Source organism: Antribacter soli (assembly GCF_021568775.1).
Lineage (GTDB): Bacteria > Actinomycetota > Actinomycetes > Actinomycetales > Cellulomonadaceae > Antribacter > Antribacter soli.
The window spans coordinates 1-20,118 of record NZ_JAKGSG010000059.1 but is presented as its reverse complement, the minus strand read 5'-3'; the positions used below and the strand labels follow the sequence as shown (position 1 = coordinate 20,118).

Sequence of the window (20,118 nt, the reverse complement as noted above, 5' to 3'; positions counted from 1 at the left end):
CGGCCCTCACCCTGCGCTGCACCTCCGGCTCAGGCGACGTTGTCGATCGCCTGAGCCTGCGGTTCCGCACCGGGCGAGTGCCTCGTTCCTCGGCCCTCACCCTGCGCTGCACCTCCGGCTCAGGCGACGGGGACGCGTGCGTCGTCCTGGAGCCGCCCGGCCAGGTGGCCCGCGAACGAGCCGACGTCGGGGTGGTCCCACATGACTGCCGCCGGCAGCTTGAGGCCCAGGACCTTCTGCAGGCGACGACGGACGGCCATGGTCATGACCGAGTCGAGACCCAGCTCCGTGAACGAGCTGCGCGCGTCGAGGCCGGCGGGGTCCTGGCCGGTCTGCTGCGCGGTCTCCGCGACGACCAGCGCCGTCAAGGCCGACACGAGGTCGTCGCCGGCGAGGTCCCGCAGGCCGCTGCCCGCGTCGTCGCTTGTCGCCGAGGGCTCGGCAGCCAGGCCGCGCAGGACAGCCGGTCCGCCGGCCGTCACCTCGAGCACCCGCACCACCGCCGCGTGGGCCTCGCCGCTGCGGAACACGGTGTCCCAGGACCGGAACGCCTCGTCCCGCGAGATGTCCCCTGCGCCGAGGCCCGCGAGCTCCTCCGCGACGGCCGTGCTGTCCGCCATGCCCATCGCGCGCCACGACGTCCAGCCCAGGCTGACAGTCTCGGCACCACCGTTCGCCCGCCGGCGCCGGGCCAGGGCGTCGAGGAACGAGTTCGCGGCGGCGTAGCTGGTCTGCCCGGTCAGCCCGAGCAGGAGGCCGACGGACGAGAAGTACACGCAGAACTCCAGGTCCCCGGGCGGGAACACGTCGTCGAGCACGAGGGCGCCGTCGACCTTCGGCCGCATGACCGTGCGCAGCGAGTCCTCGCCGAGGGTCGCGAGCGTGCGGCTGTCCAGGACACCGGCCGCGTGGACCACGCCGCGGATCGGCGGCATGCCCAGCGCGTCCGGCGTCAGCGCCGCCGCGACCTGGTCGCGGTCGGTGATGTCGACGCTGACCGCCCGGACCGTGACCCCGCGCGTCTCGAGCGCGAGGACGGCGTCGATGCGGCGACGGTCGGCCGGGTCGGACACCTGGTCCCACGTGGAGCGCGGCGGCAGCCCGGAGCGCCCGGCGAGAACGATCCGCGAGGCACCGCGGCCGGCGAGCCACGAGGCGATCTCCAGCCCGAGCACCCCCAGACCGCCGGTGATCAGGTACGTGCCGTCCGGCGAGCAGGTGAGGGCGGGACGGGCCGACGACGCGGCGGCCGGCCGGAGCCGCCTGGCCCAGGCGCCCGAGCCGTCCAGGCGGACGACCGGCTCCGACTCCCGTCGGCCGAGGAACGCCGGGACGGCGGCCACGGCCCCCTCCGCGTGGTCCGGGTCGACGTCGAGCACGCCGCCCCAGAGGTCGGGGTGCTCCGTGCCGAGCACGGCAGACATGCCCCACACGGGAGCCTGCTCGACGGCGTTCGCGTCGTCACCGCGGTGCGTGACGGCCAGGACCTGGGCGCCGAGGGGGGCGGTGTCCGTCACGACCTGGACGGTGCGGGCCACCCTCCACGCGGCCGCGGCGGCCGCGGCGGCGGTGTCGCTCACGCCGCTGCTCGGGGGCAGGACGAGGATCGAGCTACGGTCGAGCGTCCGGCCCAGGCCGGCCAGCGCGTCCGGGTCCGCGACCGTGGTGACCGAACCGCCCCCGAGCTCCACCGCGTCCTGGATCGCGGCGGCGAGCGGGTGCCCGTCGCCGACCAGGACGACGCGCGCGCCGGAAGGCGCGGGCGGGACCGGGAGGCTCTCCCACTCGACCCGGTGAACCAGTGTTCCGCCCGAGCTGCCCGGCGGGTCGATCTCCGTGAACCGCAGGTTCCGGAGCTCGGCCAGGACGACGCCGTCGGTGCCGGCGATCTGGACGTCCACGGTGGTCGGGTCGGGCGCCCCCACGCTCGGGCGCAGGGTGATCAGCGCCTCCGCCGGCGCGGGGCCGAACAGCCGGAGCTCGCCCACACGGGACGGCATCCGGAGCACCGGGTCGCCCGGGAAGACCAGCGGCGGCACGGAGAGCACCGCGTCGAAGAGCGACGCCCAGTGGTCGGTGCCCTCGACGTCGTCGTCAGTGCTCGCGACGACCCGCGCGAACAGCTCCTCGCCGCCGGTCCGGATCTCCTCGAACCGCCAGGGGAAGCCGATGTCGGCCACACCGACGTCGCGGAGCCGCTGCGTCACCGCGCCCGGAGGCACCTGGGTGCCGCAGCGGGCCGTGACGGAGGCGACGTCGACCACGCCTCCGCCCGCCGTCGTCGCGGCGCCCCGGAGGGCGAACGTGTGCAGGGTCGGGACGTCCTGGTCGCCGTCGACCCGGCGGGACGCCAGGCGCACGGAGTCCTGCTCCCGGATGACCTGGACCTCACGCGTCCCGGTCACCGTCACCGGCGACCTCAGCTCGACGTCGCGGAGCCCGGCGCCGTCGAACGCGGCGACGAAGGTGGTGAGCAGGACCGCCGCGGGCAGCACCTCGGTGCCGCCGATGGGGTGCTCGCCGGGGTAGGGGCGGGTCTCGAAGTCCAGCTGGGTCTGCCAGACCCGGGTGCCGGACCCGTCGGCCAGCTCGACGAGCGCGCCCAGGAGCGTGCGAGAGCCGGGGTCGTGCTGCTGCGCCGACACCGCCGAGCCGGGCGCGCGCCAGTAGTCCTGGTGCTGCCACACGGTGGTCGGCAGCGGGACCGGACCGGCGTGCTCCTCGGCCGCCGCCGCCCAGTCCACCGTGACGCCCCGGACGTGCGCGGCGGCCACGGCGCCCAGCAGACCGGCGACCTCCGGGCGCTCGCGCCGCAGGGTCCCGGTGACGAAGACGTCGGCCTCGGACGTCTCGGCGACCGTCTCCTCGATGGAGTGCGCGACGACCGGGTGCGGCGCCAGCTCGACGAACGAGCGGTGACCGTCCTCGAGGGCGGCCCGCACGGCGGACGTGAGCTGCACGGGGTTCCTCAGGTTGGCCGCCCAGTAGGCGCCGTCCCGCGGCGCGCCGGAGCGTGTCTCGGAGAGCGCCGTGCTGTAGACGGGCACCTGGGGCTGGTGCGGCACCAGGTCGCTCACGGAATCCGCGAGCCGGCCGCAGAGCGGGTCCATCTGCGGGCTGTGGAACGCCACGTCGGACGAGACCTTGCGGACCCGGATGCCCTCGGCATCCCAGGCCGCGCTCACCTCGTCCACGCCGTCCGGCGTGCCGGCGATCACCGTCGAGCCCGGGGACGCCGAGATGGCGGCGTGGACGTCGGGGTGGTCGGCCAGCCGCCGCTGCACCTCCTCGAAGGGCAGCGTGACCATCGCCATGGCGCCCGCCCCGGAGACCTCCGGCAGCAGCGCGGACCGGCGGCAGACCAGGCGCGCGCCACTCGTGAGGTCGAGCATGCCGGCGGCGACGGCGGCGGCGATCTCGCCGACCGAGTGGCCGATCACCGCGGCAGGGCGGAGCCCGCGCGAGCGCAGGACCGCCGCGAGCCCGACCTGGAGAGCGAAGATCATCGGCTGGATGCGGTCGGTCCCGCCGAGGTCACCCGTCACGATGACGTCGCGCGGCGAGTAGCCCGCCTCCTCCTGGAAGACGGGGTCGATCTCGTCGATGACCGCGGCGAACACCGGCTCGTTCGCCAGGAGGTCCCGCCCCATCCCTGACCACTGCGACCCGTGACCGGAGAAGACCCACACGGCGTCGTGCGCCCGCACCGCCGTCGACGGGCCGTGACCGGAGTCGTCACCGGCCGCGAGGAGGTCGAGCCCGGCGACGAGGTCCTGCGTCGTCTCGGCGACCACGGCCGCTCGCACTGCGGCGTGGTCACGGCGGGTGGTCAGCGTGTGGGCCACGTCGGCGAGCCGGACGTCGTCCGACGCGCGGAGCCGGTCGGCGAGCCGGGCCGCGTAGCCACGGACGGCGTCGGCGCTCGTTCCGGAGACCGGGAAGACCCGCTGACGCCGGTCCTCGCCGGCCGGCAGCAGGCGCTCGGGCGCCTGCTCCAGCACCAGGTGCCCGACCGTCCCGCCGTACCCGAAGCTGGAGACACCGGCCCTTCGCGGACCGGACCCGGCCGGCCACGGACGCCGCTGGGCGACGACCTCCAGGCCGGAGGACTCCCAGTCCACGGCGGGAGTGGGCTTCTCGTGGCGGATGGTCGCCGGGATCTCGGCGTGGACCAGGCTGAGGACGGTCTTGATCACGCCGGCGATGCCCGCCCCGGCCTCCAGGTGCCCGATGTTGGGCTTCACCGAACCGATCAGGCATCGCGAGCCGGCGTCCCGGCCGACGCCGTACACGGAGCTCAGGGCGTTCGCCTCGATGGGGTCCCCGGCGCGGGTGCCCGTGCCGTGGGCCTCGACGTAGCCGACGGTCCGCGGGTCGACCGACGCGGCCTGCAGCGCCTGGCGCGCCACCGCTGCCTGCGCCTCCCCGCTCGGCGCCATGATTCCGTTCGTCCGGCCGTCCTGCTGCACGGCGCTTCCGCGGATCACCGCCAGGACGAGGTCGCCGTCGCGCTGGGCGTCGCTCAGCCGCTTGAGCACGACGACGCCGGCACCCTCACCGCGGCCGTAGCCGTCCGCCGACGCGTCGAACGACTTCGAGGTCCCGTCCGGCGAGGTCGCGCCGGCCGCGTCCAGGACCATCGGGAGGCCGGGACCCGCCATGATGTTCACGCCGCCGGCGAGAGCGAGCTGCGTCTCGCCGGACCGCAGCGCCTGGCAGGCCAGGTGGATAGCCACGAGCGACGAGGAGCACGCGGTGTCCACGGCCATGCTGGGCCCGCGGAGGTCCAGGTGGTACGAGATGCGGTTCGCGGTGGCGCACATGGACGCGCCGATGCCGGTCCACGCCTCGATGCGAGGCAGGTCCTCGAGCATCTGCCGGCCGTAGTCGTCCGAACCGACGCCGATGAACACGCCGGCGTCGCCCGCGGCCAGGGACGTCGGCGGGACACCGGCGTTCTCGAGCGCCTCCCACGCCGTCTCCAGGAGGATGCGCTGCTGGGGGTCCATCTGCTCGGCCTCGCGCGGGGTGATGCCGAAGAAGGCGGCGTCGAAGGCCGCGGCGTTGTCGATGAACCCGCCCCGCTTGGTGGTCGCCCGCAGCTGGCTCGGGAAGGCGGCCGCGTACGCCGCCCAGCGCTCCTCAGGAACGTCCCGGATGCCGTCGAGACCGTTGACGAGCATGTGCCACAGGTCGTCCGGAGAGTTCACACCGCCCGGAAAGCGGCAGCCCATACCGGTGATGGCGATCGGCTCCGCGGCCGTCGTCGGGTCTGCGGTCCTTGATGTGCTCGTCATGGCGCCTCCTCGTCGTCGCGTGTGCGTTCCGCGAGGCGCTCGAAGTGTCTGGCGCAGGCCTCGTCGGACGGCACGACCGAGGATGACGGGCGACAACCAAGAACTGCCCAAGGGTTCGCCTAGGAACATCCCCTTTCGCTCGACCGGGGTGGCAGCACACGTGGTTGTCCCGACGCAGGTGTTCTTGGAAGGCAGGTGTGCTCGTGTCGTCGAGGGGGTGCAGGCCCGGGTGGGCCGGAGCGTTGAGCCGCGTTGCGTTTTGCCTGCGGTCACCTACATTCGTGCTCACGCGGTCTATCGGGGGGATTGTCATGGCGCAGGACACGACAGCACCAGCGAAGTCGGCCGCTCCGGTGCGACGGCGTCGGGGGCGTCTGCTCCGGTGGACGGGCTGGTTCGGGGCCGGTGTCCTGGCCCTGGTCCTGGCCTTGCTGGTTGCGTTCCAGGTGAGCTACTGGCCCACGACGCTGCTGCTGCGCTACTCGCCCAAACTCAACGGGACCGCAACGCTGCAGGCGCTGGAGAAGCACGTGCCCGAGGGGGTCGACGGCCTGGTCGATGAGCAGTACCGCGACGGGGACCCGGACGGACGCCTGGACGTGTTCTGGCCCGAGGACGCCGCCGGGCCGCTACCTGTGGTGGTGTGGGTTCACGGCGGCGCGTTCGTGGCCGGGACCAAGGACGGCACCTCGGCGTACCTGAAGATCCTCGCGGCGCACGGCTACACCACCGTGTCGGTCGAGTACACCAAGGCGCCCGAGGCTCACTATCCGTACCAGGTGGAGCAGATGGCCGCGGCCCTGGAGCACGTCGTCGCGAACGCGGACCGATTCCATGCCGACATCGCACGGATCGTTCTGGCGGGTGACTCCGCAGGAGCGCACCTGGCCGCGCAGACCGCCCTGGCCATCGCCGACGACGGTTACGCCGCCGCGGCCGGCCTGCCGCAGCCGCTCGACCCCGCCCAGGTGCGGGGGGTCGTCCTGGCGTGCGGCGCCTACGACCTGACGATCCCCGACTACTCCGACGGCCTGGTCGGCCGGCTCGTACGGGACATCCTGTGGGCGTACACCGGCGAGAAGGACTTCGACACCGACCCGCGACTCGCGTACGCATCGATCCCGCAGCACGTCACCTCGTCCTTGCCCCCGATGTTCATCACCGCCGGCAACGGTGACCCCCTCGAACCGCACTCCCGGGCGCTGGCCACAGCGCTGCAGCAGCAGGGCGTCACGACCGACACGCTGTTCTTCCCCGCCGACCGCGAGCCCGTGGTGCCCCACGAGTATCAGTTCGACCTTGACGACGAACCGGGCCAGGAAGCCCTCCAGCGGATCCTCGCGTTCCTCGCAACCACCACCACACCCTCCTGACCTCCCGCCGGGAGTCTCCTATTTCGTGTCCAGACCAGGCCCTGCTGAGGTGGGCCTTCCGCGGCCGGGTGCTCCCGGGGCAGGGCGTTCCGGCGCGGTCCGTTTGCCGGGCAGCGCTGCGGGTTCGAGGTCGATGCGACGGGGAAGGTGAAGACCCAGTACTGCATCCCGAACTTCATCCGCCGGTACCTGCTGATGAGGGCGATCTGGACGAAGAGCATGATGAAGAGCACGCCGGTCAGGAGGCTCTGAGGATCGTCCAAGGGTCCGGGCCCCGGGTGGGCGACGAGCCACGCGATCGAGGCCGTGGCCGCGGCGGCGAGGAAGGCGGCCAGGGTGGGTGTCGCGGAATCCGGCACCTCGCCGCCCGAGATGTGGCGATACATCACCGCGGTCCCGAGGGTCAGCCAGAAGAAGAGGCCGGCGCCGAAGGCGTACAGGGCAAGCGCATGCAGGCCCACTGAGCTCAGGCCGATGCTGGCGATGAAGGGGCCGGCAACGACGGGGGGGAAGTACCCGCCGTGAAGTGCCTCGGCGCCGGAGAGCCCGCCGGAGATCCAGTGCGCCGCGAGTCGCGCTGCGATGAGGGCGACGCGGCCGCCCAGCCGCCGCCGAGACCGGCCAGACCCAGCGCGAGCCCGAAGACGCCCAGCGACAGGGTCCGCCGAGCGGGCGCGGTCGCGCTCGGAGCGTGGCCCGCCGGTCGCAGCGTCGCGGTCATTCGCCGATCTCCCGCTTACCGACGGGTTCGGTGCGGACGGTGTCGCGGGTGACCGGCCGGCCGCAGTGGTGGCAGAGCAGGTCGACCTGGACCGGCTCGCCACAGGCGTGTCGGCGGGTGACGGCCGGGGCGTCCACCGCCCATCTGTCGCCCCACTGGGAGAGGGCGAGCATGGCCGGGAACAGCTCCTGGCCGGCTTCGGTGAAGTGGTACTCGTGGCGGGGCGGGTGCTCGCTGTACAGCCGGCGTTCGATGACACCGGCAGCCTCGAGCTTGCGCAGCCGGTCGGCGAGTATGTCGCGGGACACCCCGGTGTAGCCGGCGATGCGGGCGAAACGATGCACGCCGTAGCCGATCTCGCGCAGGGCCAGGAGCGACCACCGCTCGCCGAGGACGTCCAGAGCGGCGGCGAGCGAGCAGGGACGGACCTCCAGGGGCAGCTCGGCCATGCGGACGGTACGAGGGTCGCGTTCGTTCATCAACCCAACCTAGACCGGTGTGTTGCCCTTTCCAACTCACTAGGTCTACGGTTGCGGCCAGTCGGTAGGAAATCACAACACAGTGGCTTCCGCTTGAGTTCAGGAGTTCATGATGACGACAGCTCGGCCGGTAGCCCTCGTGACAGGTGCGTCCTCCGGCATCGGGAAAGAAGCCGCGCTCGGCCTGGTCAAGGCGGGTTTCGACGTCGTAGGCACCAGCCGCGACACCTCGCGAGTCACCCCGCTGGACGGGGTGACGTTCCTCGACCTCGACGTGGCCAGTGACGACTCCGCCACCGCAGTGGTCAAGCAGGTGATCGAGAAGTTCGGGCGGATCGACGTCCTGGTCAACAACGCCGGAGTCGGCTCGATCGGCGCGGCCGAGGAGAGCTCCGTCGCGCAGGCCCAGGCGGTCTTCGACATCAATGTCTTCGGGGTCCTGCGCATGGTGCGGGAGGTCCTGCCGCACATGCGGGCCCAGGAACGCGGTCGCATCATCAACCTCTCGTCCGTGCAGGGGTTCATCCCCGCGCCCTACATGGCCGTCTATGGCGCCTCCAAGCACGCGATCGAGGGCTACACCCAGTCCCTGGACCACGAGGTCCGGGAGTACGGCATCCGGGCGCTGGTCGTCGAACCCGCCTATACCAGGACCGGGTTCGAGGCCAACAGCACGCAGCCCGACCTGCCGCTGGAGGTGTACGCGCAGCAGCGGCAGACCTTCGGCCGCATGATGACGGCGGCGGTCGAGGACGGCGACGACCCAGCTGTCGTCGCCAAGGTGATCGTCGCGGCGGCGACGAACCCGAAGCCGAAGCTGCGCTACACCGCCGGCACCCTGGCCGGACGCGCCAGCGTGCTGCGCCGCTTCGCTCCCTCCGGGATCTTCGACAGCCAGATCCGCAAGATGAACCAGCTCGCCGGCTGACATCCACCCGAACCGCAGACACTGACGCTCCACCCGTCCCGGGAGAGACCCGTGCCAGACACTTCACGCTCCGCCGTCACTACCGTCGCCCGATGGCGCGCCGCCGCAGAAAGCGGTGACGTCGACTCCGCGGTCGCCTGCCTGAGCCCAGACATCGTTCTCCGCTCGCCGCTCACCGAGCAGTTCCGCCTCGAAGGATCCGACCAGCTACGTGACTTCCTGACCGAGGCGTTCATCGCGATCGAGGGCATCCGCTTCCACACCGAGACCGGTCAGGGCGACACCTACGCGCTGGTCTACCGGGCACGGGTGGCGACCCAGCCGTTCGAGGAAGCGCAGCTGCTGCGGTTCGACGACGACGCGCGCATCGGGGAGATCACGCTCTTCGGGCGCCCGATGCCCGCCCTCACCGCCCTGATGACCACGCTGGGGCCGGCGCTCGCCCGCGGGCAGGGCCGCCCCGGCATCGCTGCGCTCCTGCGCGCCAGCGCCGCACCGGTGCACGCGATGGTCACCTTCGGGGACCGCAGCGTGGTCCCTCTGACCCGGCCCGGAGCCGGGTCAGACTGACAGATCGCGCGCGCGCTGAACCGCACCCCGTACCTCGGCCGCGTGACCGTCGGCGAGGGCAAGAGCTGGTTCACGCCCGATGGCGAGCCGGTACCCGTGAAGGCGATCCGCTGGGCCGCCCGTACCCGGTTCCGGGACAACGACGGCCGCACCCGCCCCGTCGAGGCGTGGGGCGCTGCCGGTCACGTCGCAGAGGGTGGCCGCGGGAGGCCGCATCGTTGACGACTCACATGCGCCCGCCTGGTGGACGCTCGCGTCACCGGACAACCACGGTATCGACATCGCGGCCTGGACAGACACCTACGAATAGATTCGGGGATGCCCGCCCGCGACCCGCACCCCGGCAACCCGGCTCTGCCGGCCGGGAACCCAGCGGACAAACGGCAGGCCGACTCCTCGGACGGGCCCCTCAATGACGTGTGAAAGTTCCAGGCGCTCGGGTTCGGGATGAGCGTCGAGTTCGCCAACCGCAGCGTGGGCAAACTTGACGACGACGCCGCGGCCTTCGGCCGGCCAGCCGCACAGCAGGCCGAGCCCGTCGGCGACCTCGGCGTCACCGCCGTCGAGGTCGCCGACGACCACCCCCGTCAGCGCAGCGGGGTGAACCGGAGCGTGATCGTGCGGGCTTCCGGCCGCAGGATGTGGTCGGGCCATACATCGGGCCCGCAGGCCCGCGAGCCCAGGCCGTTCTGGGCGGCGTCGATCCACAGGTAGACGTGGTCCGAGGCCGGCAGCTCGTGCGGGTGCCCGGCGGCGGTCACCTGCTCGGTCGTGTGCCGTCGCAGCGTGAATCCGGGACGACGCCCCAGCAGGTCCGGCGCCGCCTCGATCCGCAGCCAGGGGCTGCCCCCCTCGAACAGCACGAGCTCACGCAGCCCGCTGCGGTGCCCGCTCTCCTGCGGGCGGGCGTAGTCGACGGTGAGGTCGTGGACGTGGGAGTCGAACCGGCCGACGAGGGCGGACCGCGAGCTGTCGGGGTACGACTCCCGCTCGCCCGCGCCGAACCAGGCCGCGCGGTTGACCGAACCGGGGAGCGTGAACCGCACGCCGAGCCGCGGCCAGTGGATCCGCCAGCCTTCGGTGGGCACCAGGTCGACCCGGAGCACCTCCGCGCCTCCATTGGTGGTCCACCGCTCCTCTGCCAGCAGCGCCTGCTTGGAGTCGGCAGCGGCGTAGCGCAGCCGGCGGTGCCTGCCGCCGTCGTCGACCGCCTCGGTGCGGGCCGTGAGCCGTTGCAGCCCCGCGTCGGTCCAGACGTCCCTTGACGACGGCGCGGCGATCCCGCGCCCGAGGTCCGCCCACGGATCGGCCAGGTCGTAGCTGCCGAAGCCGCTGCCCTTGTCGTTGTCGGTGGGAGCCCGCCAGAGCTCCGCGCGCGGTCCGGAGACGGGGAGCCCAGCGAGGACGCTCAGCAGGCCGTCCTCGAAGGACGCGTGTCCCGTACCGGGGGAGGTCTGCGTCGCGGAGCCGCCGCTCCGTGCCCAGGCGGGAACGGTCGCCGGCCGGGAGAGCTCGAGCTGAGCGGCCGCGACCACGTGCCCGGCCTTGGCCCACACCGTGTCGGTGGCGAGCACGGCCTCGACCGTCAGCCAGGTCTCGGCTCCGTCGTCGGCCGGCCGGCCGGGCCGTGTCACGCGGGTCGTGGAGCCGGCCGCGAGCGGTTCGCCGAGGTCCAGGACGCCGCCGTCGGCGGGGTGCCCGTCGTGCGACACCGACCAGCGCAGCTCGAGGTCGCCGAGGTCGGCGGAGTGGCGACGGTTCTCGACCACGATCCCGTCCGTCTTGTCCGTCCCGCAGGCGTCGAAGGTGATCCCGACCGGCGCCACGACGTGCTTCCACTCGTGCAGGCCCGGCGTGGGGGTGTCGTCGGAGAGCACCATGCCGTCCATCACGAAGTTCCCGTCGTGCACGACCTCCCCGAAGTCGCCGCCGTAGGCGAAGAACTCGGTGCCGTCGGCGGTGCGGGTGCGCAGACCGTGGTCGCGCCACTCCCACACGAAGCCGCCGTGCAGGCGGGGGTACTCGCGCACCAGCTCCTCGTACTGGTCGATCGCGCCCGGTCCGTTGCCCATCGCGTGGACGTACTCGCAGAGCAGGAACGGCTTCGTGCGCTGACGGGCCGACTCGGCGGCGGTGCAGCCTTGCAGAGCCGCACGGTCGTCGTCGCGCCCGATGGAGCGGGTCTCGGCGATGGAGGAGTACATCCGCGAGTACACGTCCGTGTAGGCGCCGGTGTAGTCCCCCTCGTAGTGCACGGGGCGCTCGGGGTCGCGGGCGTGCACCCATGCGGCCATGGCGGCGAGGTTCGCGCCGCGGCCCGACTCGTTGCCGAGCGACCACATCACGATGCTCGGGTGGTTCTTGTCCCGCTCGACGGTGCGCTCGATCCGGTCGAGGTAGGCGTCCCGCCAGCGCGGGTCGTCGCTCGGGTTGTCGCGCCACTCCTCATGGGCGCCGCCGCTGTTCTCGAAGGCGTGCGTCTCGAGGTCGCACTCGAGGATGACCCAGAAGCCGAGCTCGTCGGCGAGATCGAGCAGCCGCGGGTGCGGCGGGTAGTGGCTCGTGCGGATCGCGTTGACGTTGAACCGCTTCATCATCGCGAGGTCGGCGCGGGCGAACTCCTCGTCGAAGACCCGGCCGCGGTCGGGATGCGTCTCGTGCCTGTTCATCCCGTGGAAGACGACCCGGTGCCCGTTGACGAGAAAGAGGTCGCCCCTGATCTCGACCGTGCGGAAGCCGATCCGGAGTGCTATCGACTCGGCCGCGTTCGCGACGGTGACGTCGTACAGGCGCGGGACCTCGGCCGACCACGGTTCGACCGAGGGCAGCCGCAGCGGCTGCACCTCGTCGGCGGAGTCCCAGGTCACCGAGAGGTCGAGCTCCTCGATCGTGAGCGTGAGCGGGAAGGACGCCCCGCGCAGCTCTGCCTCGAGGGTTCCGGCTCCGTCGTCGTAGCCCGCGCGCAGCCACACGTCCTCGATCCCGCCGGCGGGGCGGGCCTGGAGCGACACCGAGCGGAAGATCCCCGGCAGCCACCACTGGTCCTGGTCCTCGACGTAGCTCGCGGCCGACCACTGGTGCACCCGCACCACGATCAGGTTCTCGCCCGGGCGTACGAGATCGGTGACGTCGAACTCCTGGGCGAGCCTGCTGCCGCTGCCCACGCCCACGGCGGAGCCGTTGACCCACACCTTGTAACGCGACTCGACGCCGTCGAAGCGCAGCGCCACGGCCTCGGCGTCCGACCACGACCCGGGCAGGGAGAAGGTGCGGCGGTAGTCGCCGGTCGGATTCGCGTCGGGCACGAAGGGTGGTTCGAGCGGAAACGGCATCTGCACGTTGGTGTAGATCGGCAGGCCATAGCGGCCGTCACCCTGCAGCACCCAGTGCGCCGGCACCGGAAGGGTGTCCCAGCCGGAGTCGTCGAAGTCCGGTTCGGCGACGGCCTCGATGCCCTCGCCCTCGGGCAGCACCCCGGCCGCGCCGGGCGTCCCGGGAGCCCCAGGGAGCAGGCGGAACCGCCAGTCGCCGTCGAGCGAGAGCGTGGGGGCGTCGGTGCTCAGCCAGGAGCGTGCGGTGCGGCGCTGTCCGAGACCGGGGCCGGTGTCGGTCAGGTAGGTGGTGGGGTGCAACGGATTCCTCCCGAGTGCCGGTGGTCGTCCGGGACACAGTAGCGGCATTTTCGAGTGCATACTCGAAAATACTGGGGTCGTCTGGCAGCAATACGCTGACGGCACCCCCTCAGAGATCGCTGAAGGAGAGAAGCCGTATGCCGACCGGGCGCAAGCAGACCCCACGCCAGTCGACCGAGCGCACGACGAGCGAGCACAGGCCGGTCGCTCGTCGTGGCGCGGGAGCGAGATCGGCCGAGCGGCGCCGATCCATCGTCGAAGCGGCTCACGCCGTGTTCGCCGAGCGGGGCTACCACGCCGGCTCCTTCCAGGAGATCGCCGATCGCGTCGGGATGAGCCAGACGGGCCTGCTGCACTACTTCCCGACGAAGAGCGAGCTACTGCTCGCAGTGCTTCATCGCCGCGACGAGATCACCGTCGACGCGGCTCCCGAACCGGAAGGGCTCATCCAGGGCATCGTCGGCCGGGCGCGCGCCAACGAGAGCCTCCCGGGCGTGATCGAGCTGTACTCCGTGCTCTGCGCCGAGTCGACCACCGAGGGACATCCGGCGCGCTCCTACTTCGTCGGCCGGTTCGCCGCGATCCGCACCACCTACGCCGCCGAGCTCCGCGCCCTGCAGGCCGAGGGCCGGGTCCGACCCGGGATCGACCCTGAGCGCGCCGCGGCGTCACTGGTCGGCCTGTGGGACGGGCTCCAGGTGCAGTGGCTGCTCGAACCGGAGCAGATCGACGTCGCCGCGTGCTTGCGCGACTACCTCGAGCTGCTGCTCGAGCCGAGCTGACGTTTCCGGGTCAGCCTCCGAGATCGCGGCGACGTGTCGCCTGGTGGGCAGGCGACGGTGACCACGGGAGAGGCGATTGCGACGGCGAGCGGACTGCAACGTGGAGCGGAGCGCAGGATGCGCTCAAGGATGAGCGGAGGTGATCGGGATGGCCGAGCTGCTAGGAAGTCGCTGCCGTGCTCCCGGGCCGCCCACCAGGACCCACCCGGAAATGACGAATGGCCCGAACCTACGATCCGTAGGTTCGAGCCATTCCGATGTCGTGCGACATCACAAGGCTCCCACAGTAGGACTTGAACCTACGACCGTCCGGAACGCATTCCGTGATCCCTGTGCGCAGCCAGTCTGTGCTCGATTCGGCTGGAAACGACGTGTCACCTGCGGTGGAGGAACCCCTGCGGTGACGAGGTCCGTGCCGTCCCGACTCGTCGCGACGTGGTGCGGCGTGGGGATGAAGAGGACAACATCTGGGTGCTCCTTGAGCCAGGTCATCACCGGGCAATCTTGGCGCAGGGTGTGTCATGATCCCGACATTTGCGCGGGTCATGGCCGGTTGGGCAGTGCGCTCAGTCCCGAAGGTCCGAGCCCTGCCTGGCCGCCGCAGCCCGCTGCCTCATCCCCAGGTGATGCACAAGAGCCGGGCGGAGGTCCGCCCGGCTGGGAGACACTTGTGGTTCTTGTGGTTAGGAGTCCGATTTGTGCTGGCGCAGCGGCGAGGTGTCGCCGACGAGCCAGATGTGGCCGTACGGGTCGACGAAGCCGCCCTGGCGGTGCTTGCCCCATCCGGTCTCGTGGTCCTTGACCGGGTCGGAGCTGCCATCGGCGCCGGCCTCGACCGCGCGCCTGACGAACGCATCGGGGTCCTCGATGAACACCTCGACGCGGGTGGTGGTGCTGCCCGCCTTCGACGGGGGCTTCCAGTCGTCGTTCGACGGCTCGGCCACGAAGAACGGCGCACCTTGAACGTGCAGTCCGACGACGCTGCCGAAGTTCCACATCTGTTCGGCGCCGACGGCTCGCTCGTACCAGGCGACCGCCCCCGCAGCATCCGGCACGCCGAGCATGAGAGAGATCACGACCGGTGGCTGGTCCGGCATCGTTCGCCCCATTCCTCGATGTTCGCCTGGGTCCGAAATCGCACGGTACCGCAGTGGTCCGGGCCCGGACAGTCGATGACGGCCGACGTCATTCGACTGGTGAGTTTGGCGAGGCGCAGCCGGGTCGGTGCGTGCCAGTCAATTCAGGTATTGAACCGCATTCGACTGCTGACCCTCGGCAGTTGCAGGGCGGGCAGCTTGAGGAAGGCCGCCACGGCCTTCGCGCAGGTCAGCCGCCACGCGGGGCCACATGTCAGAAGTCAGCCACAGGACCTTCCACGCGAGCTGCAGGTCCGGCGAGGCGGCGAGCATCCGGGCGCCCGACGACGTCAATGCCACCTGTACCGGCGACCCGGGCAGCGGCTCGTCGAACACGAGGCCCAGCCGGATCGCGCCAGCGGGCTGGTCGCCCGGCTCGGCCACGTCGTACGGGATCACGAGCCGTCGTCCGTCCGCCGCTCGTAGGTCCAGATCTCCTCACGCGCAGCGTCGGCCGCACGTAGCCCAGGGCCGGCGTCTGCGGTGAGCGCCGCGACGATCCCGTCGAGCATCTCCCGCGCGGTGGCGCCTGGCACGGCACTACGGGATCGCGAACCTGCTCGTGTTCCACAAGCTGTCCGACCTGGACAACGTCGGCGACCAGGGCTCGGCCGCCCGCGCCATCGCCACCAGCCTGCTGGCGAAACGCCGAGGATCATCTACCGCCAGGAGACCGGCCAGCTCGGCCCCACCGCGACCGCCCTCGGCCTGACCGCCGCGGAGCGGGCGAGGCTGCCGTTACTCGGCCTCGGGGAAGGGCTCTGGAAGATCCGCAACGACACTCGGCAGATCCAGCATCAGTTGCATCTCGTTTCGGACGTCGTCCGTAAGGAGCTGCGGGGTCATTCGCGTTCCGAGCAGCGAGTTGGCGAGGGCCCAGGAGTCAGAGCCGTACCTGGGGGCGAAGCCGACATCCGCCCGGACGCTGATCGCCTTCGAGACTGGCCCCTCGAAGATGAGTGAGTGGGCGCGGGACGGCCGGGCGTACTGAAACCAGACCGCCGCGACGGACATGCCGCTCGACAGGACGCGCTGCCAGCCGTCGCGATCGGAGACCGGCACCATCCCGAGTGGCTCGAGGTGAGGAGCGAGACCGCTGCGCACGGCTCGCATCACGCTGCGCAGACCCAGGAAGTCTTCGGCCATTACGTCATCCTTGCCGTGTGCGTGTTGCTGCTGCCACCGGTGTAGACCGGTGGGCTTCTCCCGCGGCCTTGCGGCGGAGTACCGACACGCTAGACGGTGACCACCAGGCACCACGTCGCACCGCCGGTCTTGGGTCCCGATCACCGGGCGATCCTGGAGCGTTTCGGCGAGGGATAGCGCTGGGATTCCGCTGGGGCCGGGCCTTGTAACAGAACGAGCGAGGCCCGGAATCCTGAGGATTCCGGGCCTCCAAGGCTCCCGCGGTAGGACTTGAACCTACGACCGTCCGAGTGACTTTGGCCATTAACTCTCATGATCGCTCGGGAGGTCGCATGAGGTTTTGGAGCAGTTGAGAGCCGACGCGCCGTAACGCCCAATGTGACCCGTGGAAGGCCATGAGGTCTCGTGAGGTGGCGCAAAGTAACCCGAAAGTGTCCCGGGATCGGTGCCATGCTCAGTGGCGCTCACGGCGGCCCACGTACACCTAGCTGGTGACGGATCGAGCGGCGCCGCGGGCGCCCGTGAGGGACGGAGTGCACCATGACGGATCTCCCCGAACTGGCTACCACCCAGGAGGCTGCCGACTACCTGCGTGTCTCGGTGGGGCACCTCCAAAACCTGCGCTGCGCCGGCGCCGGTCCGGCGTTCGTGAAGATCGGTGGGGGCGTGCGGTACCTCCGTGAGGACCTCCTCGCCTGGGTGGCCGCGCGGCGCATCATCCCAGCGGAGCACTCACACCTGGTGAGCGCGGCATCGCGTCCGTGACCTTCTTACGGCGCACGACGGCCAAGGTGCGGGAGCCGACTGGCTCCCGCACCTCACGGCCGGGCCCGTATCCCGATTCCAAGGCAAGCCGATCTCGTTATCTACGCTGGCGGTACCGCTGGACCAATTGGTCGGTTGTCGACGGGGCACCGGAAGCAGTCGACGTCGAAGATCGCGGCGACGTCGTGATCGATGCAGAACCTGGACGGATGTGGGGGACGGGCTCGGGGTTCGCCTTGCTGGAAGGCTGGGTCCCCGAGCTGGCGTATGGCCTCGGCGTGCGAGACGGGGTCGTCGGTGTATCGGCGCTTGTTGGTGCGTGTCACGGTCGTGTTCCTTCTTCTGTTGGTCACGCGGCGGTCGCCGGCGCGGGGTGGAACGGGACGGGGATCTCGATGACGGTGTGAGCGGCGAGGCGAAGGCGATGGCTGAGGCAACCAGAGGGGGCGACGACGGTCGTGCGGATCCCCTGCGCGGCGATGGCTGCGATGCGGTCGGCGAAGATTCCGTCGCCCGAGCAGATCGTCACGGCAGAGAAGCGCGCGACGCGGTCGTCGGAGAGGGCGTCGAGGAGGGCGAGGTCAGCGCCGTCATGGCCGAGATGGGCGACCCGGAGCGCGGGATGCCAGGTGCTGAGGGCGAGCATCGCCTGTGAGCTGCTGACGCCGACCACCGTGGCGTCCGTCTCCGCGAAGGGCACGACTCGCGTGACGACCTGGCGGGCGTAGCGGACTGCGTCGGAAGTGAGCGCGCCGGTTCCAAGGAGGTTCTCGACGTCGACGACGTGGAGTGTGCGTCCAGTGGCGAGTTTCAAGATGTGGATGTGGTGGCGGGTCTTGCGCTGGGTGGTCATCAGACTCCTTGGGTGCATAGATATCTAGCCCGACTGGGGACGTAGTAGTCCCCTGGGCCTCGTACGGGTTTTCTTTTTCGAGCGAGAAGCAAAGAGCGCCTCGCTCCGAAGGAGCGAGGCGCGAATGCCAAACGCATAACAGAAGGCCCCCCGAGTGAGCTTCGGGGGGCGTTATTGCGGCGAAGTTACTAACTGGACTTGCTCGGCGGACTGGAAGTGCTAGCGGGCTAACGTGACTCGACTTTCGTCCCTATCCAATGGATAGGCTGTTGCGGTATCCATTGGATGCCGACGCCCGCAGCCCGACCGTTCCCACAGTGGGAACCGGGCCAACAGAAAGCCTCACCTCCGACTTAAACCGGTTTACAGTATGAAATGCTGATCCACGTTGAAGCAGGATTCGGTGCGCTAGGAGTACACTCGAAACCGTCTAAGGCTCCCACATGGTGGCAAGCCCGTCAAGCCCGGCTTTCGTGGCGTTTGTTCGGACAATATGACCCACGTATGAATGGTGTGCCAAGCGGCCGAGTGTTCCCTCCTCGACCGCAGCCGAGGAGCTCAAAGTGTTCGTGAAGACCTTCCGGCGGCGCGCCGCCGACGGGGCGGTGCGGGCCCACGGGATCGGCCGGCTGATCCGTGCCGACCTCGACGAGCTGCGGTCCAAGCTGCTCAGCGTGGTGGTCTCGAGCTGCTGAGCAGGCGCGGCGAGGGCCGGGCACACGGAGCCCGGCCCTCGCCATCTGACGGAGCAAGTGCAGAAAGCAGGTGCGGTCCTGTCGTTCGGGCTACAGGAACGGTTCCGGGTTCTCGGTGCGTGGCTCGCGCGCTCGCGGCGGTGGCTCGGGGGAGGGCTTGGCGGGGTTTAGGTTCTCTTGGCGCCGTTCGGCGCGGATGCGGCCGATCTGTTGGCGTACGGTGTCGAGGTCGTGCCGGTCGACGAGGGTGTAGGGGATCGGTGCGTTCGGGTCGTGCCGTTGGGCGTCGCGGAGGCGGGCGTCGATGGTGGCGCCGGTCTCGGCGGTCAGGCCGGTGGTGTGTGCGTGGCCGAGGACGTCGTCGAGCCCGCGCGCGAGGCTCGTGTGCAGGCGGTGCTCGGGGTTGGCGTGCACGGTGACCTCCGGCTTGCCCCAGGGGTTGGGCCGGGTCGCGAGGATGCCCAGGACGTGCTGCGGGTTTGCCAGCCAGTACTGGTTCACCTGGGCTACCTGGTCGCCCATGTGCAGTGGCCATACCGGCAGGAACTGGCATGGGGTGATGGGGCTGGCGGGCACGAGGGGGCGGCGCAGGATGAGCAGGTCGACGCAGGCGTCGTTCCCGGGCAGGCCCGGGCGTAGGGACCCGGCCGGTAGGCGCAGCGCGCCGACGAGCTCGCCGCGTTCGGCGATGAGCATCCGCCCCTGGATGTCGGGGTCGTCGAGGACTTCCCGGGACGCGAGGGTGATGAGGTATCCGCCGGGCTCGGTGTGCTCCAGGCAGCCGAGGATCGTCAGGGTCTGGGCGACTCGCCGCGCTGTGGTGACCCCGGGTCGGTGCAGGGAGACGTCGAGGTGCGGGGGGACGGCGATGACGACGTCGTACTCGTCGGGTGCGTCGTCGTCGAACGCCCGCAAGGCGAGCCCGGGGTGAGGCTGCCCCTCGCGCGGGACAGCCTCCGGGATTGCGGCGACGAACGCGTTCGCGTCTCCTGGTGGGAGGCGGCGCTCGCTTGCCGGCAGGCCCGCGAAGACCTCGGGGTCCTGCCCGATGACGAGCATCCTGCCGCCGCGGATGCCCATCTCTCGAAGGGTGCGCCAGACCAGGCTCGCGATCGTCTCGTGCGCGCTGGTGGCCTCCACGGCGTGGTGGTCGGACATGGCCGTGATGTCGGCGCGGGCTGCGGCCTTGGCGTGCTCGTCGTTGCGGTAGGCCTCCTCGAGCAGCCGCTCGAAGTCCGGGCCGAAGTCGGGGCCGGGGCCAAGGTTGGGGTCGTGGTCGAACATCACTCGGCCCTGCCTGCGTCCCGGTGGAGCATGTGACGGCCCAGCATGGGTGCCCGTAGGTCGGCGCTGGCGCGTGCCTCGACGGCGCGGCGCCGGGCGACGTCGTCGGCCATCCAGGCCTGGAAGTCGGCGTTCCGGTCGGTGATCGGTGTGGGGTTGGCGGCGTCCTTCCACGTCTGCTCGGCGCCGAAGCCAGCCTCGCCCGGCCAGAGGGTCACCGGGGTGGGGCGGTCCTCGGTCAGCGAGGTGCCGGATTGGGAGACCCACTCGTGCAGCCGGTGCTTGGCCTCGGCCAGCTCACGATGCCAAGTGATGGGGGATCCGGCGTGGGCCTCGGGGTCGTAGGCGGCCAACCACGCGGTGTGCAGGGCGGACAGCTCCCAGCGCAGCTCGGCGTGCCGGTGCCACAGCGGCGGGATGATCGTGATGCCGAGCCCGTAGTCGCGGCGCAGCCACT

At 71.0% G+C, this 20,118-nt stretch carries 18 protein-coding genes and 2 pseudogenes; 8 read left to right on the top strand and 12 right to left on the bottom strand.

What is annotated here, in order from left to right; translation table 11 throughout:
* Nucleotides 1-119 precede the first annotated feature (119 nt).
* Nucleotides 120-5,297: a type I polyketide synthase gene (locus L1785_RS20550; protein ID WP_236091173.1), complete on the bottom strand. Its 5,178-nt coding sequence runs from the start codon at nt 5,295-5,297 to the stop codon at nt 120-122.
* A gap of 311 nt (nt 5,298-5,608) precedes the next feature.
* Between L1785_RS20550 and L1785_RS20545 the strand changes: the two genes are divergently transcribed.
* Nucleotides 5,609-6,670 carry an alpha/beta hydrolase gene (locus L1785_RS20545; RefSeq protein ID WP_236091172.1) on the top strand — a complete coding sequence of 354 codons (1,062 nt, stop codon included), beginning with the start codon at nt 5,609-5,611 and terminating at the stop codon, nt 6,668-6,670.
* Here the strand turns inward: L1785_RS20545 and L1785_RS20540 are convergent.
* Together L1785_RS20540 and L1785_RS20535 are read right to left on the bottom strand one after the other, a co-directional pair.
* Nucleotides 6,586-7,494: an SLAC1 family transporter gene (locus L1785_RS20540; protein WP_236091171.1), complete on the bottom strand. Its 909-nt coding sequence runs from the start codon at nt 7,492-7,494 to the stop codon at nt 6,586-6,588. The two genes, L1785_RS20545 and L1785_RS20540, sit on opposite strands and share 85 nt — an antisense overlap.
* On the bottom strand, nt 7,388-7,870 hold the full coding sequence (locus tag L1785_RS20535) for a winged helix-turn-helix transcriptional regulator (RefSeq protein ID WP_236091170.1): 483 nt from the start codon (nt 7,868-7,870) through the stop codon (nt 7,388-7,390). Before L1785_RS20535 ends, L1785_RS20540 begins: the two co-directional genes overlap by 107 nt.
* A gap of 112 nt (nt 7,871-7,982) precedes the next feature.
* On the opposite strand from L1785_RS20535, the gene L1785_RS20530 reads away from it, so the two are divergent.
* Genes L1785_RS20530 through L1785_RS20520 form a run of 3 tightly spaced genes read left to right on the top strand, consistent with a single transcriptional unit; the run spans nt 7,983 to nt 9,590 of the window.
* On the top strand, nt 7,983-8,798 hold the full coding sequence (locus tag L1785_RS20530; RefSeq protein ID WP_236091169.1) for an oxidoreductase: 816 nt from the start codon (nt 7,983-7,985) through the stop codon (nt 8,796-8,798).
* A gap of 51 nt (nt 8,799-8,849) precedes the next feature.
* Nucleotides 8,850-9,368, top strand: coding sequence for a nuclear transport factor 2 family protein (locus L1785_RS20525; RefSeq protein ID WP_236091168.1), 519 nt, complete (start codon nt 8,850-8,852; stop codon nt 9,366-9,368).
* A 42-nt stretch (nt 9,369-9,410) separates the two neighbouring features.
* The gene (locus tag L1785_RS20520; protein WP_236091167.1) at nt 9,411-9,590 is read left to right on the top strand and encodes a hypothetical protein; all 180 of its coding nucleotides are present in this window, start codon (nt 9,411-9,413) and stop codon (nt 9,588-9,590) included.
* A gap of 78 nt (nt 9,591-9,668) precedes the next feature.
* Here the strand turns inward: L1785_RS20520 and L1785_RS20515 are convergent, their stop codons facing one another.
* Together L1785_RS20515 and L1785_RS20510 are read right to left on the bottom strand one after the other, a co-directional pair.
* Nucleotides 9,669-9,950: a hypothetical protein gene (locus L1785_RS20515; protein WP_236091166.1), complete on the bottom strand. Its 282-nt coding sequence runs from the start codon at nt 9,948-9,950 to the stop codon at nt 9,669-9,671.
* Between the two features lie 5 nt (nt 9,951-9,955).
* Nucleotides 9,956-13,048 (bottom strand): glycoside hydrolase family 2 TIM barrel-domain containing protein, encoded by a 3,093-nt coding sequence (locus tag L1785_RS20510; protein ID WP_372461896.1) that lies wholly within the window; start codon nt 13,046-13,048, stop codon nt 9,956-9,958.
* 89 nt (nt 13,049-13,137) lie between these two features.
* Here L1785_RS20510 and L1785_RS20505 point away from each other — a divergent pair, with 89 nt between their 5' ends.
* Nucleotides 13,138-13,782 carry a TetR/AcrR family transcriptional regulator gene (locus L1785_RS20505; RefSeq protein WP_236091164.1) on the top strand — a complete coding sequence of 215 codons (645 nt, stop codon included), beginning with the start codon at nt 13,138-13,140 and terminating at the stop codon, nt 13,780-13,782.
* Nucleotides 13,783-14,465: 683 nt separating this feature from the next.
* Here the strand turns inward: L1785_RS20505 and L1785_RS20500 are convergent.
* The 3 genes from L1785_RS20500 to L1785_RS20490 all read right to left on the bottom strand — a co-directional run bounded on the left by L1785_RS20500 (nt 14,466) and on the right by L1785_RS20490 (nt 15,454).
* On the bottom strand, nt 14,466-14,879 hold the full coding sequence (locus L1785_RS20500; RefSeq protein WP_236091163.1) for a VOC family protein: 414 nt from the start codon (nt 14,877-14,879) through the stop codon (nt 14,466-14,468).
* Nucleotides 14,880-15,017: 138 nt separating this feature from the next.
* Nucleotides 15,018-15,317, bottom strand: a complete 300-nt coding sequence (locus L1785_RS20495) for a hypothetical protein (RefSeq protein WP_236091162.1) — start codon at nt 15,315-15,317, stop codon at nt 15,018-15,020.
* Nucleotides 15,314-15,454, bottom strand: a complete 141-nt coding sequence (locus tag L1785_RS20490; RefSeq protein WP_236091161.1) for a hypothetical protein — start codon at nt 15,452-15,454, stop codon at nt 15,314-15,316. The genes L1785_RS20495 and L1785_RS20490 overlap by 4 nt, the downstream gene beginning before the upstream one ends.
* On the opposite strand from L1785_RS20490, the pseudogene L1785_RS20485 reads away from it, so the two are divergent.
* Nucleotides 15,436-15,725 (top strand): annotated as a pseudogene (locus L1785_RS20485) (ATP-binding protein); the annotation flags it as partial. The gene L1785_RS20490 and the pseudogene L1785_RS20485 sit on opposite strands and share 19 nt — an antisense overlap.
* Here the strand turns inward: L1785_RS20485 and L1785_RS23430 are convergent.
* Complete coding sequence (locus L1785_RS23430) at nt 15,657-16,064, bottom strand: hypothetical protein (RefSeq protein WP_372461895.1); 408 nt, start codon at nt 16,062-16,064, stop codon at nt 15,657-15,659. The pseudogene L1785_RS20485 and the gene L1785_RS23430 sit on opposite strands and share 69 nt — an antisense overlap.
* A gap of 540 nt (nt 16,065-16,604) precedes the next feature.
* On the opposite strand from L1785_RS23430, the gene L1785_RS20480 reads away from it, so the two are divergent.
* Nucleotides 16,605-16,829: a helix-turn-helix domain-containing protein gene (locus L1785_RS20480; protein ID WP_236091160.1), complete on the top strand. Its 225-nt coding sequence runs from the start codon at nt 16,605-16,607 to the stop codon at nt 16,827-16,829.
* A gap of 349 nt (nt 16,830-17,178) precedes the next feature.
* Here the strand turns inward: L1785_RS20480 and L1785_RS20475 are convergent, their stop codons facing one another.
* Entirely contained in the window at nt 17,179-17,682 is a 504-nt protein-coding gene (locus tag L1785_RS20475) for a PIN domain-containing protein (protein ID WP_236091159.1), read from the bottom strand.
* A gap of 563 nt (nt 17,683-18,245) precedes the next feature.
* On the opposite strand from L1785_RS20475, the gene L1785_RS22970 reads away from it, so the two are divergent.
* On the top strand, nt 18,246-18,377 hold the full coding sequence (locus tag L1785_RS22970; protein WP_268915532.1) for a hypothetical protein: 132 nt from the start codon (nt 18,246-18,248) through the stop codon (nt 18,375-18,377).
* A gap of 90 nt (nt 18,378-18,467) precedes the next feature.
* Here L1785_RS22970 and L1785_RS20470 read toward each other — a convergent pair whose 3' ends face one another.
* Both L1785_RS20470 and L1785_RS20465 read right to left on the bottom strand, forming a co-directional pair.
* A complete protein-coding gene (locus L1785_RS20470; protein ID WP_236091158.1) occupies nt 18,468-19,661 on the bottom strand; it encodes a hypothetical protein in 1,194 nt (397 codons plus the stop codon).
* A pseudogene (locus tag L1785_RS20465) lies at nt 19,661-20,118 on the bottom strand (hypothetical protein); the annotation flags it as partial. The pseudogene L1785_RS20465 and the gene L1785_RS20470, both read right to left, overlap by 1 nt.

Coding starts and splice junctions, on each gene's coding strand:
- L1785_RS20550 (WP_236091173.1), bottom strand. CDS start 5,297: ATGACGAGCACATCAAGGACCGCAGACCCGACGACGGCCGCGGAGCCG.
- L1785_RS20530 (WP_236091169.1), top strand. CDS start 7,983: ATGACGACAGCTCGGCCGGTAGCCCTCGTGACAGGTGCGTCCTCCGGC.
- L1785_RS20500 (WP_236091163.1), bottom strand. CDS start 14,879: ATGCCGGACCAGCCACCGGTCGTGATCTCTCTCATGCTCGGCGTGCCG.
- L1785_RS20475 (WP_236091159.1), bottom strand. CDS start 17,682: ATGACCACCCAGCGCAAGACCCGCCACCACATCCACATCTTGAAACTC.
- L1785_RS20505 (WP_236091164.1), top strand. CDS start 13,138: ATGCCGACCGGGCGCAAGCAGACCCCACGCCAGTCGACCGAGCGCACG.
- L1785_RS20545 (WP_236091172.1), top strand. CDS start 5,609: ATGGCGCAGGACACGACAGCACCAGCGAAGTCGGCCGCTCCGGTGCGA.
- L1785_RS20535 (WP_236091170.1), bottom strand. CDS start 7,870: ATGAACGAACGCGACCCTCGTACCGTCCGCATGGCCGAGCTGCCCCTG.
- L1785_RS20470 (WP_236091158.1), bottom strand. CDS start 19,661: ATGTTCGACCACGACCCCAACCTTGGCCCCGGCCCCGACTTCGGCCCG.
- L1785_RS20510 (WP_372461896.1), bottom strand. CDS start 13,048: ATGCCGCTACTGTGTCCCGGACGACCACCGGCACTCGGGAGGAATCCG.
- L1785_RS20480 (WP_236091160.1), top strand. CDS start 16,605: ATGACGGATCTCCCCGAACTGGCTACCACCCAGGAGGCTGCCGACTAC.
- L1785_RS23430 (WP_372461895.1), bottom strand. CDS start 16,064: ATGGCCGAAGACTTCCTGGGTCTGCGCAGCGTGATGCGAGCCGTGCGC.